The organism is Corynebacterium sp. 22-2729, assembly GCF_053479475.1.
Genome location: NZ_JBRBCA010000001.1, coordinates 242,805 through 263,942, shown reverse-complemented (window position 1 = coordinate 263,942; position 21,138 = coordinate 242,805). Strand labels below are relative to the sequence as shown.

General features: G+C 59.6%; 19 protein-coding genes. 9 read left to right on the top strand and 10 right to left on the bottom strand.

Annotated elements, in window-relative coordinates:
- Positions 1-51 precede the first annotated feature (51 nt).
- The gene (locus ACUY2T_RS01135; protein WP_034969824.1) at positions 52-639 is read left to right on the top strand and encodes a hypothetical protein; all 588 of its coding nucleotides are present in this window, start codon (positions 52-54) and stop codon (positions 637-639) included.
- Here ACUY2T_RS01135 and cysS read toward each other — a convergent pair.
- Positions 596-2,032 (bottom strand): cysteine--tRNA ligase, encoded by a 1,437-nt coding sequence (cysS, locus tag ACUY2T_RS01130; RefSeq protein WP_448307058.1) that lies wholly within the window; start codon positions 2,030-2,032, stop codon positions 596-598. The genes ACUY2T_RS01135 and cysS overlap by 44 nt on opposite strands.
- Before the next feature lie 91 nt (positions 2,033-2,123).
- Here cysS and ACUY2T_RS01125 point away from each other — a divergent pair, with 91 nt between their 5' ends.
- Positions 2,124-2,942 (top strand): fumarylacetoacetate hydrolase family protein, encoded by an 819-nt coding sequence (locus ACUY2T_RS01125; protein ID WP_448307056.1) that lies wholly within the window; start codon positions 2,124-2,126, stop codon positions 2,940-2,942.
- Here the strand turns inward: ACUY2T_RS01125 and ACUY2T_RS01120 are convergent.
- The 6 genes from ACUY2T_RS01120 to ACUY2T_RS01095 form a co-directional block, all read right to left on the bottom strand.
- A complete protein-coding gene (locus ACUY2T_RS01120) occupies positions 2,932-3,525 on the bottom strand; it encodes a hypothetical protein (protein WP_448307054.1) in 594 nt (197 codons plus the stop codon). The two genes, ACUY2T_RS01125 and ACUY2T_RS01120, sit on opposite strands and share 11 nt — an antisense overlap.
- Positions 3,525-4,712 (bottom strand): ABC transporter permease, encoded by a 1,188-nt coding sequence (locus tag ACUY2T_RS01115; protein WP_448307052.1) that lies wholly within the window; start codon positions 4,710-4,712, stop codon positions 3,525-3,527. Before ACUY2T_RS01115 ends, ACUY2T_RS01120 begins: the two co-directional genes overlap by 1 nt.
- Positions 4,699-5,430, bottom strand: a complete 732-nt coding sequence (locus ACUY2T_RS01110) for an ATP-binding cassette domain-containing protein (protein WP_448307050.1) — start codon at positions 5,428-5,430, stop codon at positions 4,699-4,701. The genes ACUY2T_RS01115 and ACUY2T_RS01110 overlap by 14 nt, the downstream gene beginning before the upstream one ends.
- A 78-nt stretch (positions 5,431-5,508) precedes the next feature.
- On the bottom strand, positions 5,509-6,000 hold the full coding sequence (gene ispF, locus ACUY2T_RS01105) for a 2-C-methyl-D-erythritol 2,4-cyclodiphosphate synthase (protein WP_034965389.1): 492 nt from the start codon (positions 5,998-6,000) through the stop codon (positions 5,509-5,511).
- A gap of 51 nt (positions 6,001-6,051) precedes the next feature.
- A complete protein-coding gene (locus ACUY2T_RS01100; RefSeq protein ID WP_448307047.1) occupies positions 6,052-6,879 on the bottom strand; it encodes an IspD/TarI family cytidylyltransferase in 828 nt (275 codons plus the stop codon).
- A gap of 14 nt (positions 6,880-6,893) precedes the next feature.
- A complete protein-coding gene (locus ACUY2T_RS01095; RefSeq protein WP_005296776.1) occupies positions 6,894-7,484 on the bottom strand; it encodes a CarD family transcriptional regulator in 591 nt (196 codons plus the stop codon).
- A 268-nt stretch (positions 7,485-7,752) separates the two neighbouring features.
- Between ACUY2T_RS01095 and ACUY2T_RS01090 the strand changes: the two genes are divergently transcribed.
- Together ACUY2T_RS01090 and radA are read left to right on the top strand one after the other, a co-directional pair.
- A complete protein-coding gene (locus ACUY2T_RS01090; protein WP_448307045.1) occupies positions 7,753-8,325 on the top strand; it encodes a hypothetical protein in 573 nt (190 codons plus the stop codon).
- A gap of 92 nt (positions 8,326-8,417) precedes the next feature.
- The gene (gene radA / locus ACUY2T_RS01085) at positions 8,418-9,860 is read left to right on the top strand and encodes a DNA repair protein RadA (RefSeq protein ID WP_448307043.1); all 1,443 of its coding nucleotides are present in this window, start codon (positions 8,418-8,420) and stop codon (positions 9,858-9,860) included.
- 4 nt (positions 9,861-9,864) lie between these two features.
- On the opposite strand, the gene ACUY2T_RS01080 is transcribed toward radA, so the two are convergent.
- Positions 9,865-10,569, bottom strand: a complete 705-nt coding sequence (locus tag ACUY2T_RS01080) for a hypothetical protein (RefSeq protein ID WP_293791077.1) — start codon at positions 10,567-10,569, stop codon at positions 9,865-9,867.
- Positions 10,570-10,645: 76 nt separating this feature from the next.
- Positions 10,646-11,290, bottom strand: coding sequence for a carbonic anhydrase (locus ACUY2T_RS01075; RefSeq protein ID WP_448307040.1), 645 nt, complete (start codon positions 11,288-11,290; stop codon positions 10,646-10,648).
- Between the two features lie 36 nt (positions 11,291-11,326).
- Between ACUY2T_RS01075 and ACUY2T_RS01070 the strand changes: the two genes are divergently transcribed.
- From ACUY2T_RS01070 to ACUY2T_RS01060, 3 genes are all read left to right on the top strand, one after another.
- Positions 11,327-12,328: an A/G-specific adenine glycosylase gene (locus ACUY2T_RS01070; protein ID WP_448307038.1), complete on the top strand. Its 1,002-nt coding sequence runs from the start codon at positions 11,327-11,329 to the stop codon at positions 12,326-12,328.
- Positions 12,329-12,421: 93 nt separating this feature from the next.
- Positions 12,422-13,873 (top strand): branched-chain amino acid transport system II carrier protein, encoded by a 1,452-nt coding sequence (gene brnQ / locus ACUY2T_RS01065; protein WP_293791074.1) that lies wholly within the window; start codon positions 12,422-12,424, stop codon positions 13,871-13,873.
- Positions 13,874-13,940: 67 nt separating this feature from the next.
- Entirely contained in the window at positions 13,941-15,317 is a 1,377-nt protein-coding gene (locus ACUY2T_RS01060) for a lipase family protein (protein ID WP_448307036.1), read from the top strand.
- Positions 15,318-15,350: 33 nt separating this feature from the next.
- Here the strand turns inward: ACUY2T_RS01060 and ACUY2T_RS01055 are convergent, their stop codons facing one another.
- On the bottom strand, positions 15,351-18,005 hold the full coding sequence (locus ACUY2T_RS01055) for an ATP-dependent Clp protease ATP-binding subunit (protein ID WP_448307034.1): 2,655 nt from the start codon (positions 18,003-18,005) through the stop codon (positions 15,351-15,353).
- A gap of 436 nt (positions 18,006-18,441) precedes the next feature.
- Between ACUY2T_RS01055 and ACUY2T_RS01050 the strand changes: the two genes are divergently transcribed.
- Together ACUY2T_RS01050 and thiD are read left to right on the top strand one after the other, a co-directional pair.
- Complete coding sequence (locus ACUY2T_RS01050) at positions 18,442-20,202, top strand: AMP-binding protein (RefSeq protein ID WP_293791071.1); 1,761 nt, start codon at positions 18,442-18,444, stop codon at positions 20,200-20,202.
- A gap of 90 nt (positions 20,203-20,292) precedes the next feature.
- Positions 20,293-21,111 carry a bifunctional hydroxymethylpyrimidine kinase/phosphomethylpyrimidine kinase gene (gene thiD, locus ACUY2T_RS01045; RefSeq protein ID WP_448307031.1) on the top strand — a complete coding sequence of 273 codons (819 nt, stop codon included), beginning with the start codon at positions 20,293-20,295 and terminating at the stop codon, positions 21,109-21,111.
- Positions 21,112-21,138 lie beyond the last annotated feature (27 nt).

Below are 21,138 nucleotides of genomic sequence, written 5' to 3'. Positions count from 1 at the left end.
TTAGCTTCGTCTCCCACCCCCACCTCTCACCCCCGAGAAAGGACACGAAGGATGACCGCATACACCCCGGCCCCTCTGGCCAACCTCTACCCTGAAGTAGACCCCCACCAGGCAATTCCGCTTTCCGCGACCGAACGCTTTGCCCTAACCGTATCGATCGGCGTGATGGCATACGGCGCAGTAGTCGGCGACTTTATTATCGCCGGAGTCGGGCTGGCACTAGTCGCCATCGCATGCGTCGTATGTTCTCAGAAAACGCAGCGCCGAATCCGCTCCCAAGCCCGCGGCCGCTTCCCCAGCGAGGACTGGGTCGAATACAGAACCGCAAACAGGTTGAATCTGAACCTCTTCCTCCCCCTATGTATCGGCTCCATCGGCGCCCTGATCGTGGCCGGTTTTTGGTACATCCCGCCGGAGCACGCAACACTGGGCGGCATCATCATTGCCATCGTTTCTGCCGCCACCATTTGGTTCTTGCCAGGCCTGAACCCAATGTGGTCGAAAGACGAAGAATACTTCGTACCCGAAGAAATATATGACGACGAGGTCGAGCTTCCAGGATCAGAGTTACAGCCCGACGAGTACGTCTATGGAACTACCCCTTCAGCGACCACTTCGCGCCATCGGCTGTATCCGTAACCTCAACGCCAGCCTCGGCCAGGCGGTCGCGTACCTCGTCGGCGGTGGCCCAGTCCTTGGCCGCGCGGGCTTCGGCGCGGCGCTCCAGCTCAGCCTTGACCAGCACATCCAGGGCACCCATCGCCACGTCGGATCCGCCCGCAGCGGCCTTGGTGGATTCCAACCACGTCTCGCTGAGCGGATCCACACCCAGCACGGCAGCCATCGCACGAACCTGTCCAGCGATCTGCTTGACCTGCTGCTCTACCTCGTCCGTGGGCTTAGCCTCCAGTAGCTTGTTGCCCTCGCGAACAATATCGTGGATCACGGCCAACGACTGCGGTACGGCCAGGTCGTCATCCATCTTCTCCGCGAACCGCGCCGGCACTTCGCCGACCGGCAGCGCCTGCGGGTCCACGGCGGTCTCTCCGGTGACGAACTCGATGGCGCGCACCAGGAACTTCTCGATGCGGCGGTAGCCCGCAGCGGCCTCGCCCAGCGCAGCCTCGGAGTACTCCAGCATCGAACGGTAGTGCGCGCTGCCCAGGTAGTAGCGCAGCTCAACCGGACGCACCAGCTTCAGCACATTCGGGATAGAAAGCACGTTGCCCAGGGACTTCGACATCTTCTCACCGGACATCGTCACCCAGCCGTTGTGCATCCAGTAGCGCGCGAACCCATCCCCCGCTGCCGTCGCCTGCGCGGCCTCGTTCTCGTGGTGCGGGAACTGCAGGTCCAACCCACCGCAGTGAATGTCGAACTCACTGCCCAGGTAGGTCGTGGCCATCGCGGAGCACTCGATGTGCCAACCCGGGCGGCCACGGCCCCACGGAGTATCCCAGGCCGGCTCGCCCGGCTTGGCTGCCTTCCACATGGTGAAGTCGCGCGGGTCGCGCTTGCCGGTACCCGCGGATTCACCCTGATCCATCTCATCCAGCTTCTGGCCGGACAGGAAACCGTAGTTATCGATCGTCGCGGGTTGCGCGTACACGTTGCCGTCTGCGGCGTAGCCGTGGCCGTTGTCGATGATGCGCTGCATGTACTCGATCATCTGCGGCACGTGCCCTGTGGCGCGGGGCTCGATGGAAGGTGGGGTGACGCCCAACTGGTCATAAGCCCAGTTAAACGCGCGCTCGTGCGTGGCGGCCCACTCCCACCACGGGCGGTTGTTCTCCGCGGCCTTGGTCAAGATCTTGTCGTCAATGTCGGTGACGTTCCTTACGAAAGCGACGTCCAGACCCTTGGCCTCTAGCCAGTTGCGCAGAATGTCAAAAGCAACTCCGCTACGCACATGTCCGATGTGCGGGATCGACTGCACGGTCGCCCCGCACAAATAGATCGAGGCATGGCCTTCACGGAGAGGCTCAAAGTCGCGGAGCTGGCGGGCGGCAGTGTCGTAAATTCGCAAAGTCACACCCACAGTATAGGCATGGACCGACAGCCCCTTTCCCCTGCATGCCAGTATCGTGGAGGGCACCTAGCCACAGCAGAAAGGGGAGCCCCAAGTGAACGCTCAGAACGCTCCGAGATTCGCCACTATCCGCTTGAACGATCGGGGCGCCTGGCAGCCCATCGCAGTCACGTCTTTTTCTGCCGAGGGTGGCGAGGGCAAGCTCCTGGCCGAATTCCCATACAAAGCACAATTGAGCGATTCCGAAATGGAAGCCCTTCCCACGGTGAAATTCACCCCCGAGCAGCTAGGGCCTGTCGTCCCCAACCCGGGGAAAATTTTTTGTGTAGGCCTGAACTACCGGGAGCACATTGCGGAGATGGGGCACCCCATCCCAAACCACCCCACCCTGTTCGTAAAGTACGCGTCCGCCCTGGCGGGTCCCTTCGACGAGGTCATTGTTCCCCCAGAGCTTTCCGCCCAGGCAGACTACGAGGGCGAACTGGCTGTAATCATGGGCGAAGCTGGACAGATCGCGGGCTATACCGTGATGAATGACTTCTCCCAGCGCGATTGGCAATATCGCACCCAGCAGTGGCTGCAGGGGAAGAACCTGGATCGCTCCAGTGGTTTCGGCCCATGGATGGTTCCCGCTGAGCACTTCGATCCGATTGCGGAAGGGGCGGTACTGCGCACTTGGGTCAACGGCGAACTCCGCCAAGAGCACAGCGTTGCCGACCTAGTGTTTAAGCCGCAGGATCTGGTGGATTACATCAGCAACTTCGCCTCGTTGGCGCCCGGTGACGTCATTGTGACGGGCACGCCAGAGGGCGTCGGCCATGGCATGACCCCACCGCAGTACCTGGCCGGTGGCGACGAGGTGCGCATCGCGATCGATGGCATCGGAGAAATCTGCAACCGCATTAACTGCTGAACTGATCCAACCACGGCTCGGCCTTCTTCATGGAGCTCCGCGTAGCCGCGAAAAGTAGTAGGCAGATGGGCAGTGCAATCACAATCACGTCGGTCCTGGGGGACCAAAACAATGGCAAGTACTTGCTAGGCAACACCGATATGAGCAGGCACTGCGCAGCGGTTAGTAGCAACAAGCCATAGAAACTTTTGCGCAGGTCCGCTACAAGGCATGTACCGAAGATAACCCCCAGTGCGATAAGCGTGTACTGCAGCATCCCCGGGTTTCCTAAAATTGCAACAACGCCGCACTCCCCCAGGCAAATGCCCAGGAAAATCCAATCGCAGGCCACCCACGGCCGGCCAGTCAATTCTTCCAGCTGGGAAAGCCGATTATCCCAGTACATCACAGCAGAGCTAACGATGGCTATGGCGAACACGAAGTTAAACGGGATGACACCGGACGAACTCCACGAAGCCCAGGGAATGGGAATAGTGGTCGTGCCGAAAAGTACGGCACCCACGACACCGAATATCTGAAGCATCGCCGAGTAGGTCGCGGAGTGTCCGTGCCAATAGATCTGTGCTCGATGCTGGGCAGTCACTATCTCCCCCAGCACTCGGAGTTCGCCCGATCCAGGATGAACTTCACGTCCACTCCCTCATTCGTGCCATGCACCCCGCGCCACTGCCCGGATGGAGTCAGTGTGGCCCTTTCCAGTTCCTTTTCCGTCAGATCGGGGAGAGCCTCCGCTACGGATAATGGATCCTGCGGAGTACTCCAACACGATGGTGCCCTCTTAAGCGTAGGTTCGTTGCTGAGGAGCTCAAACAGTAGCGCGTGCTTCACTTCCGATTGTTGCCCCGAACGGGCGAGCCGGATGTCGCCGTCCCGTTGTGGTTCGGCGTCGATCAGCCTGTAGGTAGTGACGCCTAAAGTTTCCCACACCTTGCGATTTGCGCCTACCTGATCAGGTGGGGTTTCACGCCAGTAACACAATGCTCTGTCGCAGATCATACGCTCTTGGGGGCGAGGCACCGCGGAATCGTAGTTTCCGTCCTGGGCGATCCCGTAGCCTAATCCACAGCCCACACCGAGTAGAACAACAGCTGCCACGCGGATAGGTCGCACAAACAGCCCCCGAAGCCGGTTTCCGTGAAAAGCCGCGGTCAACAGCAACGAACAAACGCATATAGCCCCCAACACCAGCGCCGAAGCCTTCCACAGAATCGGGTCCACACTCTGTGAGACCTGGCAACAAGAGCCGAACGACTGTCCGAACATTTGTCGCCACGCCACGTTTGAGAGCGATATAGGATAAGCGACCAGGATAAAAGGAAGAAGCAGGCCGACAGCGATCGACACAATTGCTGGTAGGTACAGTCCTAAAGTCGCCCCCAAGCTCAGCCATGCCACGCCGTGAAGAGCGATGAAGGCCAGCCCCAGAACAAGCGACCTTGCGGACTCTACGTAGCTGATATCCGCCAGCTGCACAATGAGGTAAGCCAGCACCACAACCACCGCGAGCAATAGTGGCAGTGCCAAAGAACGGAGCCAGACTCTAAAAACATCCTGTACAGAGCCGCGAGACTCAAGGAAAGAACGGAACCGTGCCATCTCTTTGGCTCCGATAAACCCCAGAATTGGCCCCAACGCATAGTAGAGAGCCAAACTGTTGGAGACCGCGTTGTCCTGCGTAAGCACCGGGTTGGTGTTCAACGCAACGCTTACCAAACCAAGCACAGAAGCCGCGAGCACTAAAGCAACATTGAGAGCGTTAATCCTCGTCATGACCACCGTTCCTTGAAAACGCCTTCGCAAGGTTTCTCACAGTGTCGGAATATTGATGTGACTTTTCCGTCCCCAGTGATTCGCGCCCAACTCGTAGAAAATCGCTTATCGGCCCCTGGAATTCAACTCTGCCCTCATGCAATACAAGTACATGTTCGAACGGCTTCTCCACTTCCAAAGGCTGGTGGCTAGAAACCCAAAGACCAACACCCGATTCCACGATGGATCGATAGAGTCCTTGCAGATCCCGTTTCGCCAATGGGTCGAGTGCAGCGCTGGGTTCGTCCAGCAAAATGTGCTCCGCATTAGAGTTCAGGGCTGTAGCAATTTGCACGCGAGCTTGCTGCCCACCAGAAAGCTTGCTGCATTGCTTATGTGCGTGTGTTTTCAGTCCGACGAATTCAATCCAATAGGCTGCGGACCTCTTGCTCTCCCTCCAACCGGCACCATTAAGCCAAGCGACGTAGGAAACATAGTCGACAATGCGCGCCCCATTAATGTTTTCGAAATGCTGCGGGACGTACACAGCTCGACCCAATTTCGGCACAGCGCCTTTAGACGGTGTTAGCTGACCAGCAAGCAGCTTCATGAGCGTGGTCTTACCTGCACCGTTTACTCCCAGTATCACCGTCGGCGTCGCGGAATACGCGAGAGAGCGAACCTCAACCCCTTCATTGGAGCGCGGGTAGCTAAAAGAAAACGAGTAGCTATTCGACAAGAAAGTTCCAAACCTTTAATGCGCAGGGGTTCTGTTTGATGGAACAAACCTACGAGGGCGCGAAAGGATTGTCAACAACTAGTTCTGCGCCTGCCACACAACCGCCGTCGCCACAGCCGCCACACCCTCACCGCGGCCGGTGAAGCCCATGTGATCGGTCGTGGTCGCAGAGACGGAGACCGGCGCGCCGATCAGCTCTCCCATCACCTTCTCGGCCTCCTCACGCCGGGTTCCCATCTTCGGGCGGTTCCCCACCATCTGCACCGCCGCGTTCCCGATCACGAAGCCCTTAGATTCCAACAGCTCGCGGCACTCACGCAGTAGGCGTTCGCCGGAGACGTTGTCGTACTCTTTGCGCCCCACACCGACGAAACTACCCAGATCTCCCAGCCCTGCGGCAGACAGCAGAGCATCCACCACTGCGTGCGCCACCACGTCACCGTCGGAATGTCCTTCGCAGCCGTCCTGCCCCTCCCACAGCAGGCAGGCCATCCAGCAGTCTTTACCTGGTTGCACCTGGTGAGCGTCAGTTGCAATACCTACGCGGGGAATGATGTGTGGGGTGTTCAATACGGTCTGCCTCTCGCCTCTGCTTGTGTTCTACTTGTCTGGAGCGGGTTGTTAGCCTTCGCTGCCATCCAGAATCATCTGCGCCACGCGGTAATCCTGGGGTGTGGTGATTTTCATCGCCAGCGGATCCGCGTCCACCGCCACCACCGGGAAACCTGCCATTTCCATCAGCGAGGCATCGTCCGTTACCAGCGGTAACGGCGAGGCACCCACTCGATCCACCGCATGTGCAGAACTGATCTCCGTGGTGCGCAGGTACTGCTCGTTGGCCTCGATCAGCTTCTCCAGGTCGAATACCTGCGGTGTAGCAGCCGCTCGCAGGCTAGCGCGGTCTGGGGTCTGCTCCACGACCGTCTGACCTGCGCGCGGGCCGGAGGTGGGGGCGTCAATAACTTTAATAGTGTCTACCACCGGCAACACCGGGATCGCCCCATACCAGGAACCTTCTGCGACGCCACGGCGCGCGCGGTCGACGACCTCAGCGATCATGGCAGGTGGGGTGAGGCAACGCGCGGCATCGTGAACGGCGACGAAGCGCCCGGTGGTGGCCTCGCCCGCAGCGTTTAACCGCCGTTGGATCGCAACGAGGCCCGCATAAACAGAATCGAATCGCTCGCCACCGCCAAGCTCCACGCTGACGGTCATGGGGGCCCATTCCGCGACGTTGATGGGATCACTGATGATGCGCTCGGCGCGGTCGCGCATGTTCTCGCTGACCAGCACAATCGCTTGATCGATACTTTGGGACGCCGCCAGGCCGTCCAACGACCGTTCCAGCAACGACCGACCGTGGAGCTCTACGAAAGCTTTCGGGGTGTCAAACCCCAGGCGGGTGCCGCTACCGGCAGCGGCGACAAGTGCATAGACGTTCGCTGTCACGGCGTTAGCTCGGCTTAGTCTTCGCCGTCCAGCTCGTCGTCCAGATCGATGGAGCCACCGGACTTGGAATCCTCGTCCACGCCCGCCGCACGGGCAGCAGCGGCGGCCTCACGGTGGCGCTTAATAGCAGCCTGCATGTCAGCCAGCAGCGCATCAGTCTTCTTGTCGTCCACACCCTCGGCTAGAGCGAGCTCGCCTACGAGGATCTGGCGAGCCTTGGCCAGCATGCGCTTCTCACCTGCAGACAGGCCGCGGTCCTGATCGCGGCGCCACAGGTCGCGCACAACCTCGGCCACCTTGTTCACATCGCCACTGGTCAGGCGCTCCTGGTTGGCCTTGTATCGGCGGGACCAGTTTCCAGCCTCTTCAACATCGGTCTCGCGCAGTACCGAGAAGACCTTGCGCAGGCCTTCCTCGCCCACCACGTCACGCACACCAACCTTTTCGGCGTTTGCCGCCGGCACGCGAACGGACAGGTCGCCTTGGTTAATACGCAGCACCAAGTAGTCGACGGTTTCCCCCTTGAACTCCCGCTGCTCGATGCCCTCGATAACAGCGGCGCCGTGGTGCGGGTAAACGACCGTATCTCCGACTGCGAACTCCATAAATATTCCTCTAACGTCCTTCCGAAGGGCTATGGCGGGGGTGTGACGGGCACTGGGAAATAAGTGCGCAAATACCCGATAAATTCTACCGCAATCAGCCCCACTACCCGCATTCGGGGCATACGCATCCGAGCAACTGTGCATTAAGGGGCATTAATTAGCCATTATTGGCTCCTTGGCTAGGTGTCTCGGGGGGCTACAGGCTAGGCTGGTTGCAGACGTTTTTATTCAACTGCTTTAAGACATGCCTCAGATGGAGGAACGCATCGTGAAGACCCTCAAGGCCCAGCCCCTGAAGACGACCTTTGCCCGTGGTGCGCTGGCGCTGGTCGCAGCAGGTTCCGCGCTCGCACTGTCTGCGTGTGGCGCAGGTCAGATCACCCAGACTTCCAGCCAGGTGGCCGCCGTCAACGGTGCGCACGGCAACGCTGGCCACGCTGACGTGCAGGACGTTTCCGTGGTGGTTGGCCCGGACAATACCCTGGCGCTGAAGTTCACCGTGACCAACGAGGATGAGAAGGGTCAGGCCGTCAAGATTGAGTCCGTGAAGGTCGACGGCAAGGAGGTCTCCGGAATCAACAACGCGGAGATCCCGGCTGGCGGCTCCCTGGTTGGCGATGGCAAGTTCGCTATGGAGGATCTGGAGACCAAGGGGCAGGCTCAGCTGAAGTACGCCACCACCTCTATCAAGGGTCTGCAGGACGTTTACGTCGGCGGACACAAGAAGGTAACTTTCAAGATAAATGTTGGCGAGGTAGAGCTGAACGCTCCGGTGAACGGATACGTTCCTGAGTCGGGCAAGCTGCACCGCGACGAGGACGGCAGCCTGACCGATAAGTAGGTCGAGCAGAGCGATCAAATAGGTCGCTACATAATCGAACAAACGCCGCTACTGGACATTGGTTGTCCGGGGCGGCGTTTATTGTTGTGAACATGGCAAGTAAGTCGAGCAAAGCAAGCCGGGTTTTCGAATGTACATCCTGCGATCATCAGCTCTCAAAATGGATGGGACGCTGCCCACAGTGCGGGGAGTGGGGCTCGCTAGAGGAACGAGATTCGCGTGCCCTCGGGGCTATGGGGCTCGCCGGCATAGCAGCTGGGTCTGGTGGCAAGGGTGGCGCTGGACGCCGCGGCGGACTCGGGGTCGGGGGTTTGGTTCCAGGAGCAAGTGCCCAGCCGATAACCAAGGTGGATCCGACGATCGCCAAGCACCGGCCAACGGGTATCGGGGAACTTGACCGCGTGCTGGGCGGTGGCATTGTTCCCGGCAGCGCAGTGCTCTTAGCAGGTGAACCCGGCGTGGGTAAATCCACCCTTTTGTTGGAGGTTGCCGCTGCCTGGGCCAAGAAGGGGCACACGGTACTGATCCTCACAGCGGAGGAATCCGTCGGACAAGTGCGTCACCGTGCAGAGCGCACTGGGGCTTTACACGACAATCTCTATCTTGCCAGTGAAAATGACCTGGAAAACGGACTTGCACAGATAGACGCACTCGCCCCGGAGCTCATCATCGTCGACTCCTTGCAGACAATGCAGGCCACTGGCGTAGAAGGTGTCGCCGGCGGCGTAGCGCAGACCCGTGCCGTCACGAGCACCCTGACCACATTGGCGAAAATGTCCGGTACCCCTGTGATTGCCGTAGGCCATGTAACGAAGGAAGGAACGGTTGCAGGTCCGCGCACCATTGAGCATCTGGTAGACGTCGTGTTGAACTTCGAGGGCGACAAGCACTCCTCCATGCGTTTCCTGCGGGGTATTAAGAACCGCTTCGGAGCTACGGACGAGGTCGGCTGTTTCGAGCAGACTGCCCATGGCATCCAGGAGGTCTCCGACCCCAGCGGTTTATTCCTCCATCACCGCACCGAGTCCGTGACCGGTACTGCAGTAACAGTGGTTATGGACGGCCGCAGAGCCATGGTGGGTGAGCTGCAAACCTTGGCGCTCAACAGCGAGTTTAAGAATCCCAAGCGCTATGTCACAGGCATGGATGCCTCGCGAGTATCGATGGTACTGGCAGTGCTCTCCGAACGCTGCGGACTAGCTCTGGCGGATAAGGAGGTCTACGCCGCGACGGTTGGTGGCATGAAAATTCTGGAGCCGTCGGCGGATTTGGCTACGGGGCTGGCATTGGCCTCCACGGCAAAACGCACGCCACTACCGTTGGGGCTGGTGGCTCTAGGAGAAGTTGGCTTGGGCGGTGAGGTACGGCGTATTCCGCAGCTCACCCAAAGATTGGCCGAAGCCTATCGCCTTGGTTTCAGCACAGCCCTGGTGCCGAAGAACTGCCACTTCGAGGCACCGAAGGGGATGCAGGTAAAGGAGGTTTCTACCCTCTGCGAGGCAGTTAATTTCTGCCTCGTTGCCCCCGGCGGTTAACGGTCTACTGCAAGTTAAACGAGGCTGGCTCGGACGTGTTGTTGCCAACGTGCGCATACAGCAGATAGCTGCCTGGGCCTACCGGCTGGCGATCCTCACACTTGTTAGGCGCGGACGTAGTGCGAGACCATGCGGCCATCTCGTAGTTCAGAGACTCGCCCGCCTTGACCTTGGTCTCACCAACAACTTCCGGTGCGTTGCAATCGATATCGCCCCACACGCGCTGGTAGTTACCCATGGTGAAGACCTCAAACTTCAGCGGCGCATCATCAAAGTTGATGTCGCAATCCGCATTCGTCGGGTTCTCGATCTTGACGAAGAAATTCGGCTGCTGATCCGCGTTAAACGTCGGCGCGCCCGGACGAGCGGTGACCTTCAAATCAGCCAAAGAGCAAGAATCCTTTTTCTTCTCGTCCTTGTTCTCTTCGGTCGTAGACTCCTCGGTCTTACTTTCGGACGCCTTCGCGTCCTTGGACTCACTGGAATCCGCCCCCTTCGGCGGTTCCGGTGGGCTGGTCATGTCCTGCTGCTCGGACGTCGTGGCAGCCGACTCACTTGTAGCGGCATTTTCGGGTTCCTCACCCCCACTGAACAGGCTGATCAGACCCCAGATCACACCGATCACAACGACCAGAATCACCACCGCGGCAATACGGCGGCGGATATACACTTCGCGTGGCAATGGGCGCCTATTGTCTGCATCAGTCACAAAATCAATGCTAAATGCTTGCTGCCAAAAGGAGGCGGATAGACACAGTGCTCACGCAAATCAGTGCTCGTGCAAATCAGTGCACTCGCTGCGCGCCCTCGATGTCCAGCCCATAGCTGACAAGTGGCTCCGCCAGCCCATCCGAAAGCCGGTAGCGCAATCCCACCACAGCGCATCGTCCATCAGCCAAGTGTGCCTGAATTTCCGGCGAACGGTCCACAATGTGATCCGCAATCTCCGCCACATGGTTACGCTCGAAATCCTCACTGCTTTCCATGCCGCGCTTCTTCGCCGACAGCAACGAGGGGGTCACTTTTTCCACCAGCACGCGCTGGAAGCCTGCCGGCATATCGCCACCATGTAATGCCCGAGAGGCCGCGGCAACCGCACCGCATTTTTCGTGACCCAACACAACGACCAGTGGAACCTCCAGGGAATCCACTGCGAATTCCAGTGAAGCCAGCACCGACAGATCGGTGATCTCCCCGGCAGTACGGATCACGAAAACGTCACCGAGACCCTGGTCAAAGAGGATCTCCACCGGCGCTCGCGAATCGGAACACGCCAACACCACAGCCTGCGGCTTCTGTCCAGCCTGCAGCGTAATACGCCGGCTGAGATCCTGGTGTGGGTGGTCGGATTCGCCACGCATAAATCTTTGGTTGCCCTCCCGCAGACTGTCCCAAGCCTGCTGCGGGGTCTTGTGATGGCTCGAAGTCATGCCTCCATTGTGCATCGCGCTACAGTGATTCGTGCAATGAACTCCCCACATACCGACTCGTCTCAACGTTGCCTCCGGCACTCAGAAGGGCTACCCAGCAAACTCAATAACTGGTACGCCCGCCATGCCCGCGACTTGCCGTGGCGCCACCCAGACACAACCCCATGGGCGATCCTGCTCAGCGAAGTGATGAGTCAGCAAACGCCTGTCGCCCGTGTGATTCCTTTGTGGCAAGCCTGGTTGGAACGCTGGCCCACCCCGGCGGATCTAGCGGAGGCGCCGAAGGCAGAGGTTCTGAAAAAGTGGGCTAACCTGGGATATCCCCGGCGCGCCTTGCGCCTACGCGAGTGCGCTATCGCCTGTGTGGAGCGCCACGGTGGAGAGGTCCCCCGCCGCATCGCCGAGCTGGAGGCCCTGCCCGGCATCGGAAGTTACACCGCACGCGCTGTCGCCGCTTTCGCTTTCGGCCAGGCCGTGCCCGTGGTCGATACGAATGTTCGGCGCGTCTACCGTCGCCTCGTCGATGGACGGTTCTTGCAAGGTCCCGCGCGGGCGCGGGATCTGGCGGATGTGGCATCGTTGCTGCCGTATGTGGATCCGGACCCTCGTTTGGTTGGACGCCAACTCCCCCACTCGCCACACTCTCAGCCTTCCGCCACAGATTCTGTGACCGACGATGCAAACCTGATGTGTGCTGCCCTCATGGAACTAGGCGCCCTGGTCTGCACAGCGAAAAACCCAGCGTGCGACCGCTGCCCTGTCATCGATGACTGTGCGTGGGTGAATGCAGGCAAGCCCCAGCCCACTGAGGCTGAAGCGACAGCAGCTGCCCGACGGGTGCAGAAGTTTGAGGGAACGGATCGCCAAGTGCGCGGAAAGATTATGGGGCTACTGCGGGAAGCAGGAGAAGGGGGCGTCACTAAACAAGAAATAGACCTCCTATGGCCTGAGCAGGAACAACGAGAGCGAGCTTTGCAATCGCTACTCGTCGACGGGCTCTTGGATTACAACGAGGGCAAATACCACCTGCCTCACTAGGTGGTGACGGACGGGGCTAGTGCGACTTAGCTTTTGTACACGAATGTGCATTAGAGTGATATACGTTACCCAAATCACATTTAGGAATGTTCTATGTCGACTTCAACAACCTCGACTTCGAAGCGTCCGAAAACGACGGGAACCGTCGTGGCCGTGGGCCTCATGTTGTTCTCCATGTTCTTCGGTGCCGGCAACCTCATCTTCCCTCCGATGCTTGGCGTGGAATCCGGTGAGCACTTCACGCCCGCCATGATTGGCTTCCTCCTCACCGGCGTCTTGATGCCAGTGCTGACGGTTATCGCTATCGCGATTTCCGGAACCGGTGTCCGCGACCTAGCCTCCCGCGCCGGCGCCGTGTTCGGCCTCATTTTCTCCATCGTGGCTTACCTGTCCATCGGCGCGCTCTACGCCGTGCCGCGTGCAGCGGCGATCGGCTACGAGCTGGGCATCGAGTCCACCTTTGACCTCACGGGTGGCTGGTGGCGCTTGGCTGGCACATTCGCTTTCTTCCTGGTCTGTTACCTGTTGACGCTGTGGCCTGGCAAGGTTGTGGACACTCTGGGTAAGGCCCTCACCCCAGTACTGCTGATCCTGCTGGCAGTGCTGGCTGTAGTTGGCCTACAGAAGCTGCATGACCCGAGCATTCCTGCGACCGAGGCATATTCCTCTAATCCCCTAGTCAACGGTATTTCTCAGGGCTACTTCACGATGGATTCCATCGGTGCCCTTGCGTTTGCGCTGATCGTTGTGAGCTCTTTTAGCCAAAAGGGCGAGACCGATCACAAGCGAATCGTCAAGCTCTCCGGTATTGCCGCTTTCACCGCAGGATTCTTCCTGATGATGGTCTACCTAGGTCTCGGACTGGTCGGTGCCCGCATGCCCGACAAGGAAACCTACAGCGACGGCGCGGCTATCCTGAGCTCCGCTGCACACCTGACTATGGGCGAAACCGGCGAGATTGTGTTCTCCCTGATCGTGCTGCTGGCCTGCATCACCACCGTCGTTGGTCTGACCGCGGCAACTTCCACGTTCTTCCACGAACTGGTTCCGGCGATCAGCTACCGCTGGTGGGCAACGATCCTCACACTTGTTGGTCTAGCGATTGCAAACCTTGGTCTGGAGAAGATTCTGAGCGTCTCCGGCCCCGTGATCGGCCTAATCTACCCGCCAGCGATCGTGCTCATCACCCTGTCCTATGTGCACCTGCTATGCCGTCAGCACAAGCTGGTGTTCTCCTACCGCATTGGTGTGGCCGTGGCTTTCGTGTTCTCTTTCATCGATTTCCTGGCAGCGCTAAACGTGCCGGTCGAGCCGCTGCAAAATGCACTGAGCTGGGTTCCATTGATGGATGCTGGCATGGGTTGGCTGCTACCCACCATCGTCTTCACTGCCATTGGCTTGGCTATCGACTTGAGCCGCAAGGTACCCAACGACGAGGATCAAGAGGTCGACCTTGAGGCACTGGATCCTTTCACCGCCAATGTGGATAACGCGGATGACGAGCAAGTAGACGACGCTACCGAAACCACTAAAAGCACCACTTAACCCCGTTTGGAACATCTAACTAGCGCAACCTAACACTTAGGGCCGTTGAAGCGTTTAGGATTTTTCTATGACGTTTTCTCGCCCCGGTTCCAACCGTTTTATTAGCTCCCTAAGTTCCCGTTTTCTCTCCGTAACCTGTGCAGCTCTCCTGCCTGTCGCCGGAGTTTCCGCTGCTGCAGCCCCAGCGGTCGCCGCCCCTGCGCCGGGCGGCTTTTATGGTTCTGTCGACGGCTCGCTCTCCAAAGCTGCGGCAACAGGCAGTGGCAAGTCCGCCGTCGGTTCCCTGCCGAACTACGATCCAGACAGCTTCTACTCCTCCCTGCCGCTCCAGGTAAAAGGCAAGCCGGGAGAAATCCTGAAAACTGCCCCGAGCAATTTCGCCTTGGGCATCCCCTTTGTCGACTGGACGAATAGCGAAGCCCAGCGCGTGGCTTATGTTTCCACCAACTCCCGGGGCGAGACAGTTCCTGTGACTGGCACAGTTTTGGTCCCCCGCGCGCCCTACACCGGCGGTGGTGAGCGCCCGTTACTGGTAGTCGCGCCAGGCACCCAGGGCAGCGGTGATGCGTGTGCCCCAGGCAAGCTACTGTCGATGGGTTTGGAATACGAAGCCGCTCCCGTTGCAGCAGCCCTCTCCCGCGGTTGGGCTGTGGCTCTCACTGACTTAAATGGCCTGGGTACACCTGCCCAGCACACATATATGAACCGTGTGGATCAGGGAAATGCCACCCTAGATATGGCTCGCGCGGCGAAGAACCTGCAGCGAGTTCCACAGTCCGCACCGGTTGCCCTGTGGGGCTATTCCCAGGGTGGCGGCTCGTCTGCTGCAGCACTGGAGCTGGCTCCCACCTATGCCCCGGAGATTAACCTGAAGGCCGGCTATGCAGGCGGTGTGCCTGCGGATCTGCATACCACGTCGGTAGCCATCGATAATGGCCCGCTGGCCGCCGCACTCGGATACACCCTCAACGGATTTTTGATCTCCAACCCAGAGATCCGCGGCACCGTCGAAGAGCATATGAATGATAAGGGCAAGGAGTTTGTGCGCCAGACCGCGAGCGAATGCCTTCCCGAATCACTTCTGCGTCACGCGTACACGGACACCCGCACCCTGACGAAGTCCGGCGAGTCACTGACGGAGCTATTGCAGGAGCAGCCATTTAAGAAGCTTGTTGACGCCCAACGCATCGGTAACCGCCCGCCTCAGGTTCCTGTGTACGTCGGCCATGGCACAAACGACGACACGATCCCGGTAGAGCAGAGCCGACGCATGGCACGCCAGTGGGCAAAGGGCGGCACGAAGGTGAACTACGTGGAGCACACCCTCCCCCACACCGTGCCGCTGGGCGATCACATGCTGCCAATGCTAACGAACCTGGTACCGGCTCTGGACTGGTTGGATAACGTGATCCACGGTCGGCCAGTTCCATTTAACAAGGCCTAGGCCGCTTTTTATGAGGCCTAGGCTGGCTTTTCGTTAGCCTTTCTGATCCCAATCGTCGCCGGATTCGGCGGCGTCAAAATCCTTATCCTCCGGCACACTGCCCTCAGCGGCGACAGACACAGCTTCCTGTGCCTCGTCGGCAACTTCATCCTCGCCAACCTCTGGCAGAGGCTTGGGCTTGGTGCCGAACACGAACTTCGCATCGTCGCCCTTGGATTCGCCGTCCCAGTTCTCGACGTCCACGGTGACGATCTCGCCTGCTCCGATCTCGCCGAACAGGATCTTCTCGGACAGCTGATCTTCGATCTCGCGCTGAATGGTGCGACGCAGTGGACGGGCACCCAGAACCGGGTCGAAGCCGCGCTTGGCCAGCAGGGACTTCGCCTGCTCGGTGAGCTCCAGATCCATATCCTTCTGCTGCAGCGCAGTGCGTACGCGCCCCAGCAGTAGGTCGACCATCTGCACGATCTGCTCGCGGGTCAGCTGGTGGAAGACCACGATGTCGTCGATACGGTTCAGGAACTCTGGGCGGAAGTGCTTCTTCAGCTCGTCGTCGACCTTCTGCTTCATCCGCTCGTATTGAGTGTCCTCGTCGGCCTCACCGGAGGAGCTAAAGCCCATGCCCACAGCCTTCGAGATGTCCCTGGTACCCAGGTTGGAGGTGAAGATCAGAACGGTGTTCTTGAAGTCCACCATGCGCCCCTGGCCATCTGTCAGGCGACCATCTTCCAGCACCTGCAGCAGGGTGTTGTAGATCTCGGTGTGTGCCTTTTCAATCTCATCGAAGAGCACCACGGAGAACGGCTTGCGGCGAACCTTCTCGGTCAGCTGGCCACCCTCGTCGTAGCCGACATATCCCGGAGGGGCACCGAACAGGCGGGAGGCCGTGAACTTGTCATGGAACTCGCCCATGTCGATCTGGATCAGTGCGTCGTCGTCACCGAATAGGAACTCGGCCAGAGCCTTCGACAGCTCGGTCTTACCCACACCGGACGGGCCGGCGAAGATGAACGAACCAGACGGACGCTTCGGATCCTTTAGCCCGGCGCGGGTACGGCGGATCGCACGAGAGACAGCCTTGACGGCATCGTCCTGGCCGATGATGCGCTTGTGCAGCTCGTCTTCCATATGCAGCAGACGGGTGGATTCCTCCTCCGTCAGCTTGAAGACAGGGATGCCGGTCCAGGTGCCCATGACCTCGGCGATTTGCTCTTCGCCGACTTCGGCAACCTCGTCCAGTTCGCCTGCACGCCATGCCTTTTCCTTCTCGGCGCGCTCTTCGCCCAGCTTGCGCTCATCATCACGCAAAGCTGCTGCCTTCTCGAAGTCCTGCTCGTCGATAGCCGCTTCCTTCTTACGGCGTACCTCGGCAATCTTGTCGTCGACCTCCTGGATCGACTTCGGGGCAGTCATGCGCTTGATGCGCATACGTGCACCCGCCTCGTCGATCAAGTCCACGGCCTTATCCGGCAGGAACCGGTCGTTGATGTAGCGATCTGCCAGCTGAGCTGCGGCGGTCAGTGCGCCATCGGTGATCGATACACGGTGGTGTGCCTCGTAGCGGTCGCGCAGGCCCTTCAGGATCTTTACGGTCAGCTCGACGGAAGGCTCTGGTACCTGTACCGGCTGGAAGCGGCGCTCCAGGGCAGCGTCCTTCTCGATGTGCTTGCGGTATTCATCCAGGGTGGTCGCGCCGATGGTCTGCAGCTCGCCACGGGCCAGCTTCGGCTTCAGAATGCTGGCTGCGTCGATCGCACCCTCGGCAGCACCCGCGCCGACGAGGGTGTGGATCTCGTCGATAAACAGGATGATGTCGCCGCGCTGGTTGATCTCCTTGAGCACCTTCTTCAGGCGTTCCTCGAAGTCACCGCGGTAGCGGGAACCCGCCACCAGGGAACCCAGATCCAGGGAGTACAGCTGCTTATCCTTCAGCGTCTCCGGCACCTTGCCGTTGACGATGTCCAGCGCCAAGCCTTCAACCACAGCGGTCTTACCCACACCGGGCTCACCGATCAGCACCGGGTTGTTCTTGGCGCGGCGGGACAGAACCTGCATCACGCGCTCGATCTCGTTTTCACGACCAACGACCGGGTCGAGCTTGCCATCCTTGGCTGCCTGGGTGAGGTTGCGGCCAAACTGATCCAGTACGAGGGAGTTGGACTTCTGTCCGGGTCGGCTCGGTGCGCCATCAGCGCTACTGCCAACTCCGGCGGTGGCAGGCTCGCCACCGCCGTTGTCCTCGTCGTTCCCCTCGTAACCGCTGAGCAGCTGGATGACCTGCTGGCGCACGCGGGAGAGATCAGCGCCGAGCTTCACCAGCACCTGGGCAGCCACGCCCTCACCCTCGCGGATTAGGCCGAGCAGAATGTGCTCGGTACCGATGTACTTGTGGCCCAGCTGCAGCGCTTCGCGCAGTGCAAGTTCCAGCACCTTCTTGGCGCGCGGAGTGAAAGGAATGTAGCCGCTCGGCGGGTGACCACCGGTGCCGATGATGTCCTTTACTTCGGTGCGCACGGCATCCAGGGAGATCCCCATGGATTCCAAAGCCTTGGCCGCTACACCCTCGCCTTCCTGGATCAGGCCGAGCAGGATGTGCTCAGTGCCGATGTAGTTGTGGTTAAGCGCGCGTGCTTCCTCCTGCGCCAACACAACGACGCGGCGCGCGCGATCCGTGAACCTCTCGAACATGGTGTGCTCCCTTTTTCAAAAGATGTAGCTTGCGTATTCGCCAATGTTGCCCACCTTAGCCGTGAGTGCGGACAACTCATATCGCCTTCCGTACAACTCTGCGCCGTTCCTCCTTTATTCCGACACCACCCCCACCCCAGATACCCAAGTATCAGCAGGTCAACAGACAATTCTAGCCACACATTTTAGGCTGTACGCCGTCAGCGAACGCACGTCTCGATAAGCGCTTGCGCGGCAGCAACTCAGCCTAATTTGCACCTACCACCCCGCTTCAACACCCGCTTTCTACACGCGCCCCCACATATGTTGTTCTCATAGTTATTTTTTCAAAGTGAGACATTTTCGTATCTAAACATTACAGTGATGTAGACCACTGAAGCTCGCCAAGCCTAGCTCACCAAGCCTGAGGAAGACCCCTAAGGAGAGTCACCCAAAAATGAACGCAGCAGCCGCCGCTCAGTTGCCGAAACCCACCCTCACCGATCACATCGGGACTGCTGGCACACTCCTTAAAGGCACCCTGCCCCTGTTCAAATCCGGAGTGCTGGGCTCCATGAGCCCCGTCGCCGCTTCCAAGGCTCTCAAGGGAGTCTTCCAATGGGCATTCCTTCCTGCCGGCCTACTTGCCATCGGTGCTGCTCGCGACCCCTACCACACGGCCATTATCGATGACGCGGGCTCGATGACGTACCAAGAACTCCACGAACAATCCACAGCCTTGGCGCAAGCCCTGTTCCGCACCGGCGTCCGCGAACGTGATCGCATCGGCGTTCTGTGCCGCAACCACCGCGGGTTCATTCTCACTCTGTGCGCGCATGGCCGGCTGGGTACGGACATTGTCCTCTTCAATACGGGGGCGTCGGCAAAACAGACCCAGGCCGTGATCCAGGAGCAAAAGATCGACATCCTCTTTATCGACGAGGAATTCCTGCCGCTGCTGCCGAAGGATTTCGACGCTTGCCCGGTGATCATCGCCTGGGAAAACGGCGATACGCTGGGGCTTTCCCGGGAGGCCGAGGAAGCGCTGAAGAAGCCTTCCAATATTCGCGACGCAATCGCAAGCGGAGACTACGCCACCCGTAGCGAAGACTGGGCGTCCCTCAACGAGGTTCTGCGTACCACGCCGGAGAACCTCTCTATTCCCAATCGTCCGCGCCAGGGCCGCACCATCATCCTCACCTCAGGCACCACCGGCACCCCCAAGGGCGCGCGGCGACCGGAGCCGAAGACGTACATGCCAGCGTCGTCCATCATGAGCCGCATTCCGATGCGCCACCACCGTCCGTCGTTCCTTTCTGCCCCCATGTTCCACACCTGGGGTTTCGCGCAGATCCAGCTGGCTCTGGCGCTGCGCAACACGATGATCATGCAGCGCCGCTTCTCCCCCGAAGGCGCCGTCCAGCTGATTGAGAAGAACCGGCCGTACACGATTGCCATGGTGCCGACGATGTTGCGCCGTATGTTGGAGGTTGTGCCGGAGGGATTTAACCCGGGCACGAAGATCATCGCCACATCGGGCGAGGCTCTGCCGCCGAATGTTGTGCGCGAGACTCAAAAAAAGTTCGGCGATGTGCTGTACAACCTATACGGCTCCACCGAGGTCAGCTGGGCTTCTATTGCAACACCGGAGGACCTGCGCAAGCACATCAACACCGCCGGCAAGCCGCCCATGGCTACAACTCTGAAGATCCTGGACGACAACGGCACTGAACTGCCGGAAGGCGAGATCGGTCGCATCTTCGTCAAGAACGACATGCTGTTCGAGGGCTATACCCGCCCCGGCTCCGATAAGGAGATCATCGATGGCATGGTCGCCACTGGTGACCTCGGCTACTACCAGGATGGACTGCTGTTTATTTCCGGTCGCAGTGACGACATGATCGTTTCCGGCGGAGAGAATGTCTTCCCCCAGGAGACGGAAGATGTGGTCAACTCCATGGACTTCGTCGCAGAGTCGGCCGTGCGTGGTGTGGCGGATCCGGAATTCGGACAGGCCCTGTGCGCGTGGGTTGTACCGGATGGCAAGACTGCCGCCGAACTGACTGATGCAGAAAAGGCGGAGTTTGAGGAGCAAGCAAAGGCAGAGGTCAAGGCGCATCTAGCTCGCCACAGCGTGCCGCGCTACTTCATCTACCTGGACAAGCTCCCCCGCAATGCGGTGGGCAAGGTGGTTCCGCGCGAACTGCCGCAACCCTAAACGAAAACCAACCTAAGCGAAAACCAATCGGGCTGGGCTCCAAACACCGCCCCACACAGGTGCGCGCCTGGGTGCGCAATAATGAGGGGTATGAACCAGCAACAATCTCAGCCCCTCCGCCCGCGCGTTCTATCCATCGCCGGTACCGACCCGACGGGTGGAGCCGGCGCGCAGGCCGATCTCAAATCCATCATGGCGGCAGGCGGCTATGGCATGTCCGTCATCACCGCACTCGTTGCACAGAACACGCAGGGCGTGCGCGAAATCCACACTCCCCCGCTGGATTTTCTGCGTGCGCAGCTCGATTGCGTCTTTGAAGACGTCGCCGTTGATGCCGTAAAGATCGGAATGCTTGGCGATACAGCAACTATTCAGGCTGTGCGCGATTACCTGCAGAAACACCATGTCACTACGGTGTTGGATCCCGTGGCTGTAGCCTCCTCCGGCGATCGGCTGCTCACTGCCGATGCCGAGGACGCACTGCGGGACTTTGCTGCTGCTTCTTCTGTGGTGACGCCGAATCTCCCCGAGCTGGCACTCCTTACCAACACCGACCTCGCCAGCAGCGAGCAGGAAGCAGTTGAAATCGCGACGCAGTGGGCGACAAAAACCGACACCACCGTGATCGTGAAACTGGGTCATCTCGCCGGGTCGGAGGCCGGAAATATTGCCGTGGCCCCATCCGGGACAACCCACAAAGTCAGTTCGCCACGGGTGGAAACCAAAAACACCCACGGCACGGGGTGTTCATTGTCCTCTGCCCTGGCCACGCGGCTGGGGGCAGGCGATTCCTTAGAGCAAGCACTGGAATGGTCCACTAAATGGCTCAACGAGGCCATCGCCAATGCCGACAAATTGCTAGTCGGTAAAGGCCATGGCCCCGTTGATCACTCGGTGCGCCTGTTTTAACAGGCTGGGCGCCTTAAGCGCTGGCTC

Coding starts and splice junctions, on each gene's coding strand:
- ACUY2T_RS01050 (WP_293791071.1), top strand. CDS start 18,442: ATGAACGCAGCAGCCGCCGCTCAGTTGCCGAAACCCACCCTCACCGAT.
- radA (WP_448307043.1), top strand. CDS start 8,418: ATGGCAAGTAAGTCGAGCAAAGCAAGCCGGGTTTTCGAATGTACATCC.
- brnQ (WP_293791074.1), top strand. CDS start 12,422: ATGTCGACTTCAACAACCTCGACTTCGAAGCGTCCGAAAACGACGGGA.
- ACUY2T_RS01095 (WP_005296776.1), bottom strand. CDS start 7,484: ATGGAGTTCGCAGTCGGAGATACGGTCGTTTACCCGCACCACGGCGCC.
- ACUY2T_RS01075 (WP_448307040.1), bottom strand. CDS start 11,290: ATGACTTCGAGCCATCACAAGACCCCGCAGCAGGCTTGGGACAGTCTG.
- ACUY2T_RS01070 (WP_448307038.1), top strand. CDS start 11,327: ATGAACTCCCCACATACCGACTCGTCTCAACGTTGCCTCCGGCACTCA.
- ACUY2T_RS01060 (WP_448307036.1), top strand. CDS start 13,941: ATGACGTTTTCTCGCCCCGGTTCCAACCGTTTTATTAGCTCCCTAAGT.
- ACUY2T_RS01135 (WP_034969824.1), top strand. CDS start 52: ATGACCGCATACACCCCGGCCCCTCTGGCCAACCTCTACCCTGAAGTA.
- ACUY2T_RS01055 (WP_448307034.1), bottom strand. CDS start 18,005: ATGTTCGAGAGGTTCACGGATCGCGCGCGCCGCGTCGTTGTGTTGGCG.
- thiD (WP_448307031.1), top strand. CDS start 20,293: ATGAACCAGCAACAATCTCAGCCCCTCCGCCCGCGCGTTCTATCCATC.
- ACUY2T_RS01115 (WP_448307052.1), bottom strand. CDS start 4,712: ATGACGAGGATTAACGCTCTCAATGTTGCTTTAGTGCTCGCGGCTTCT.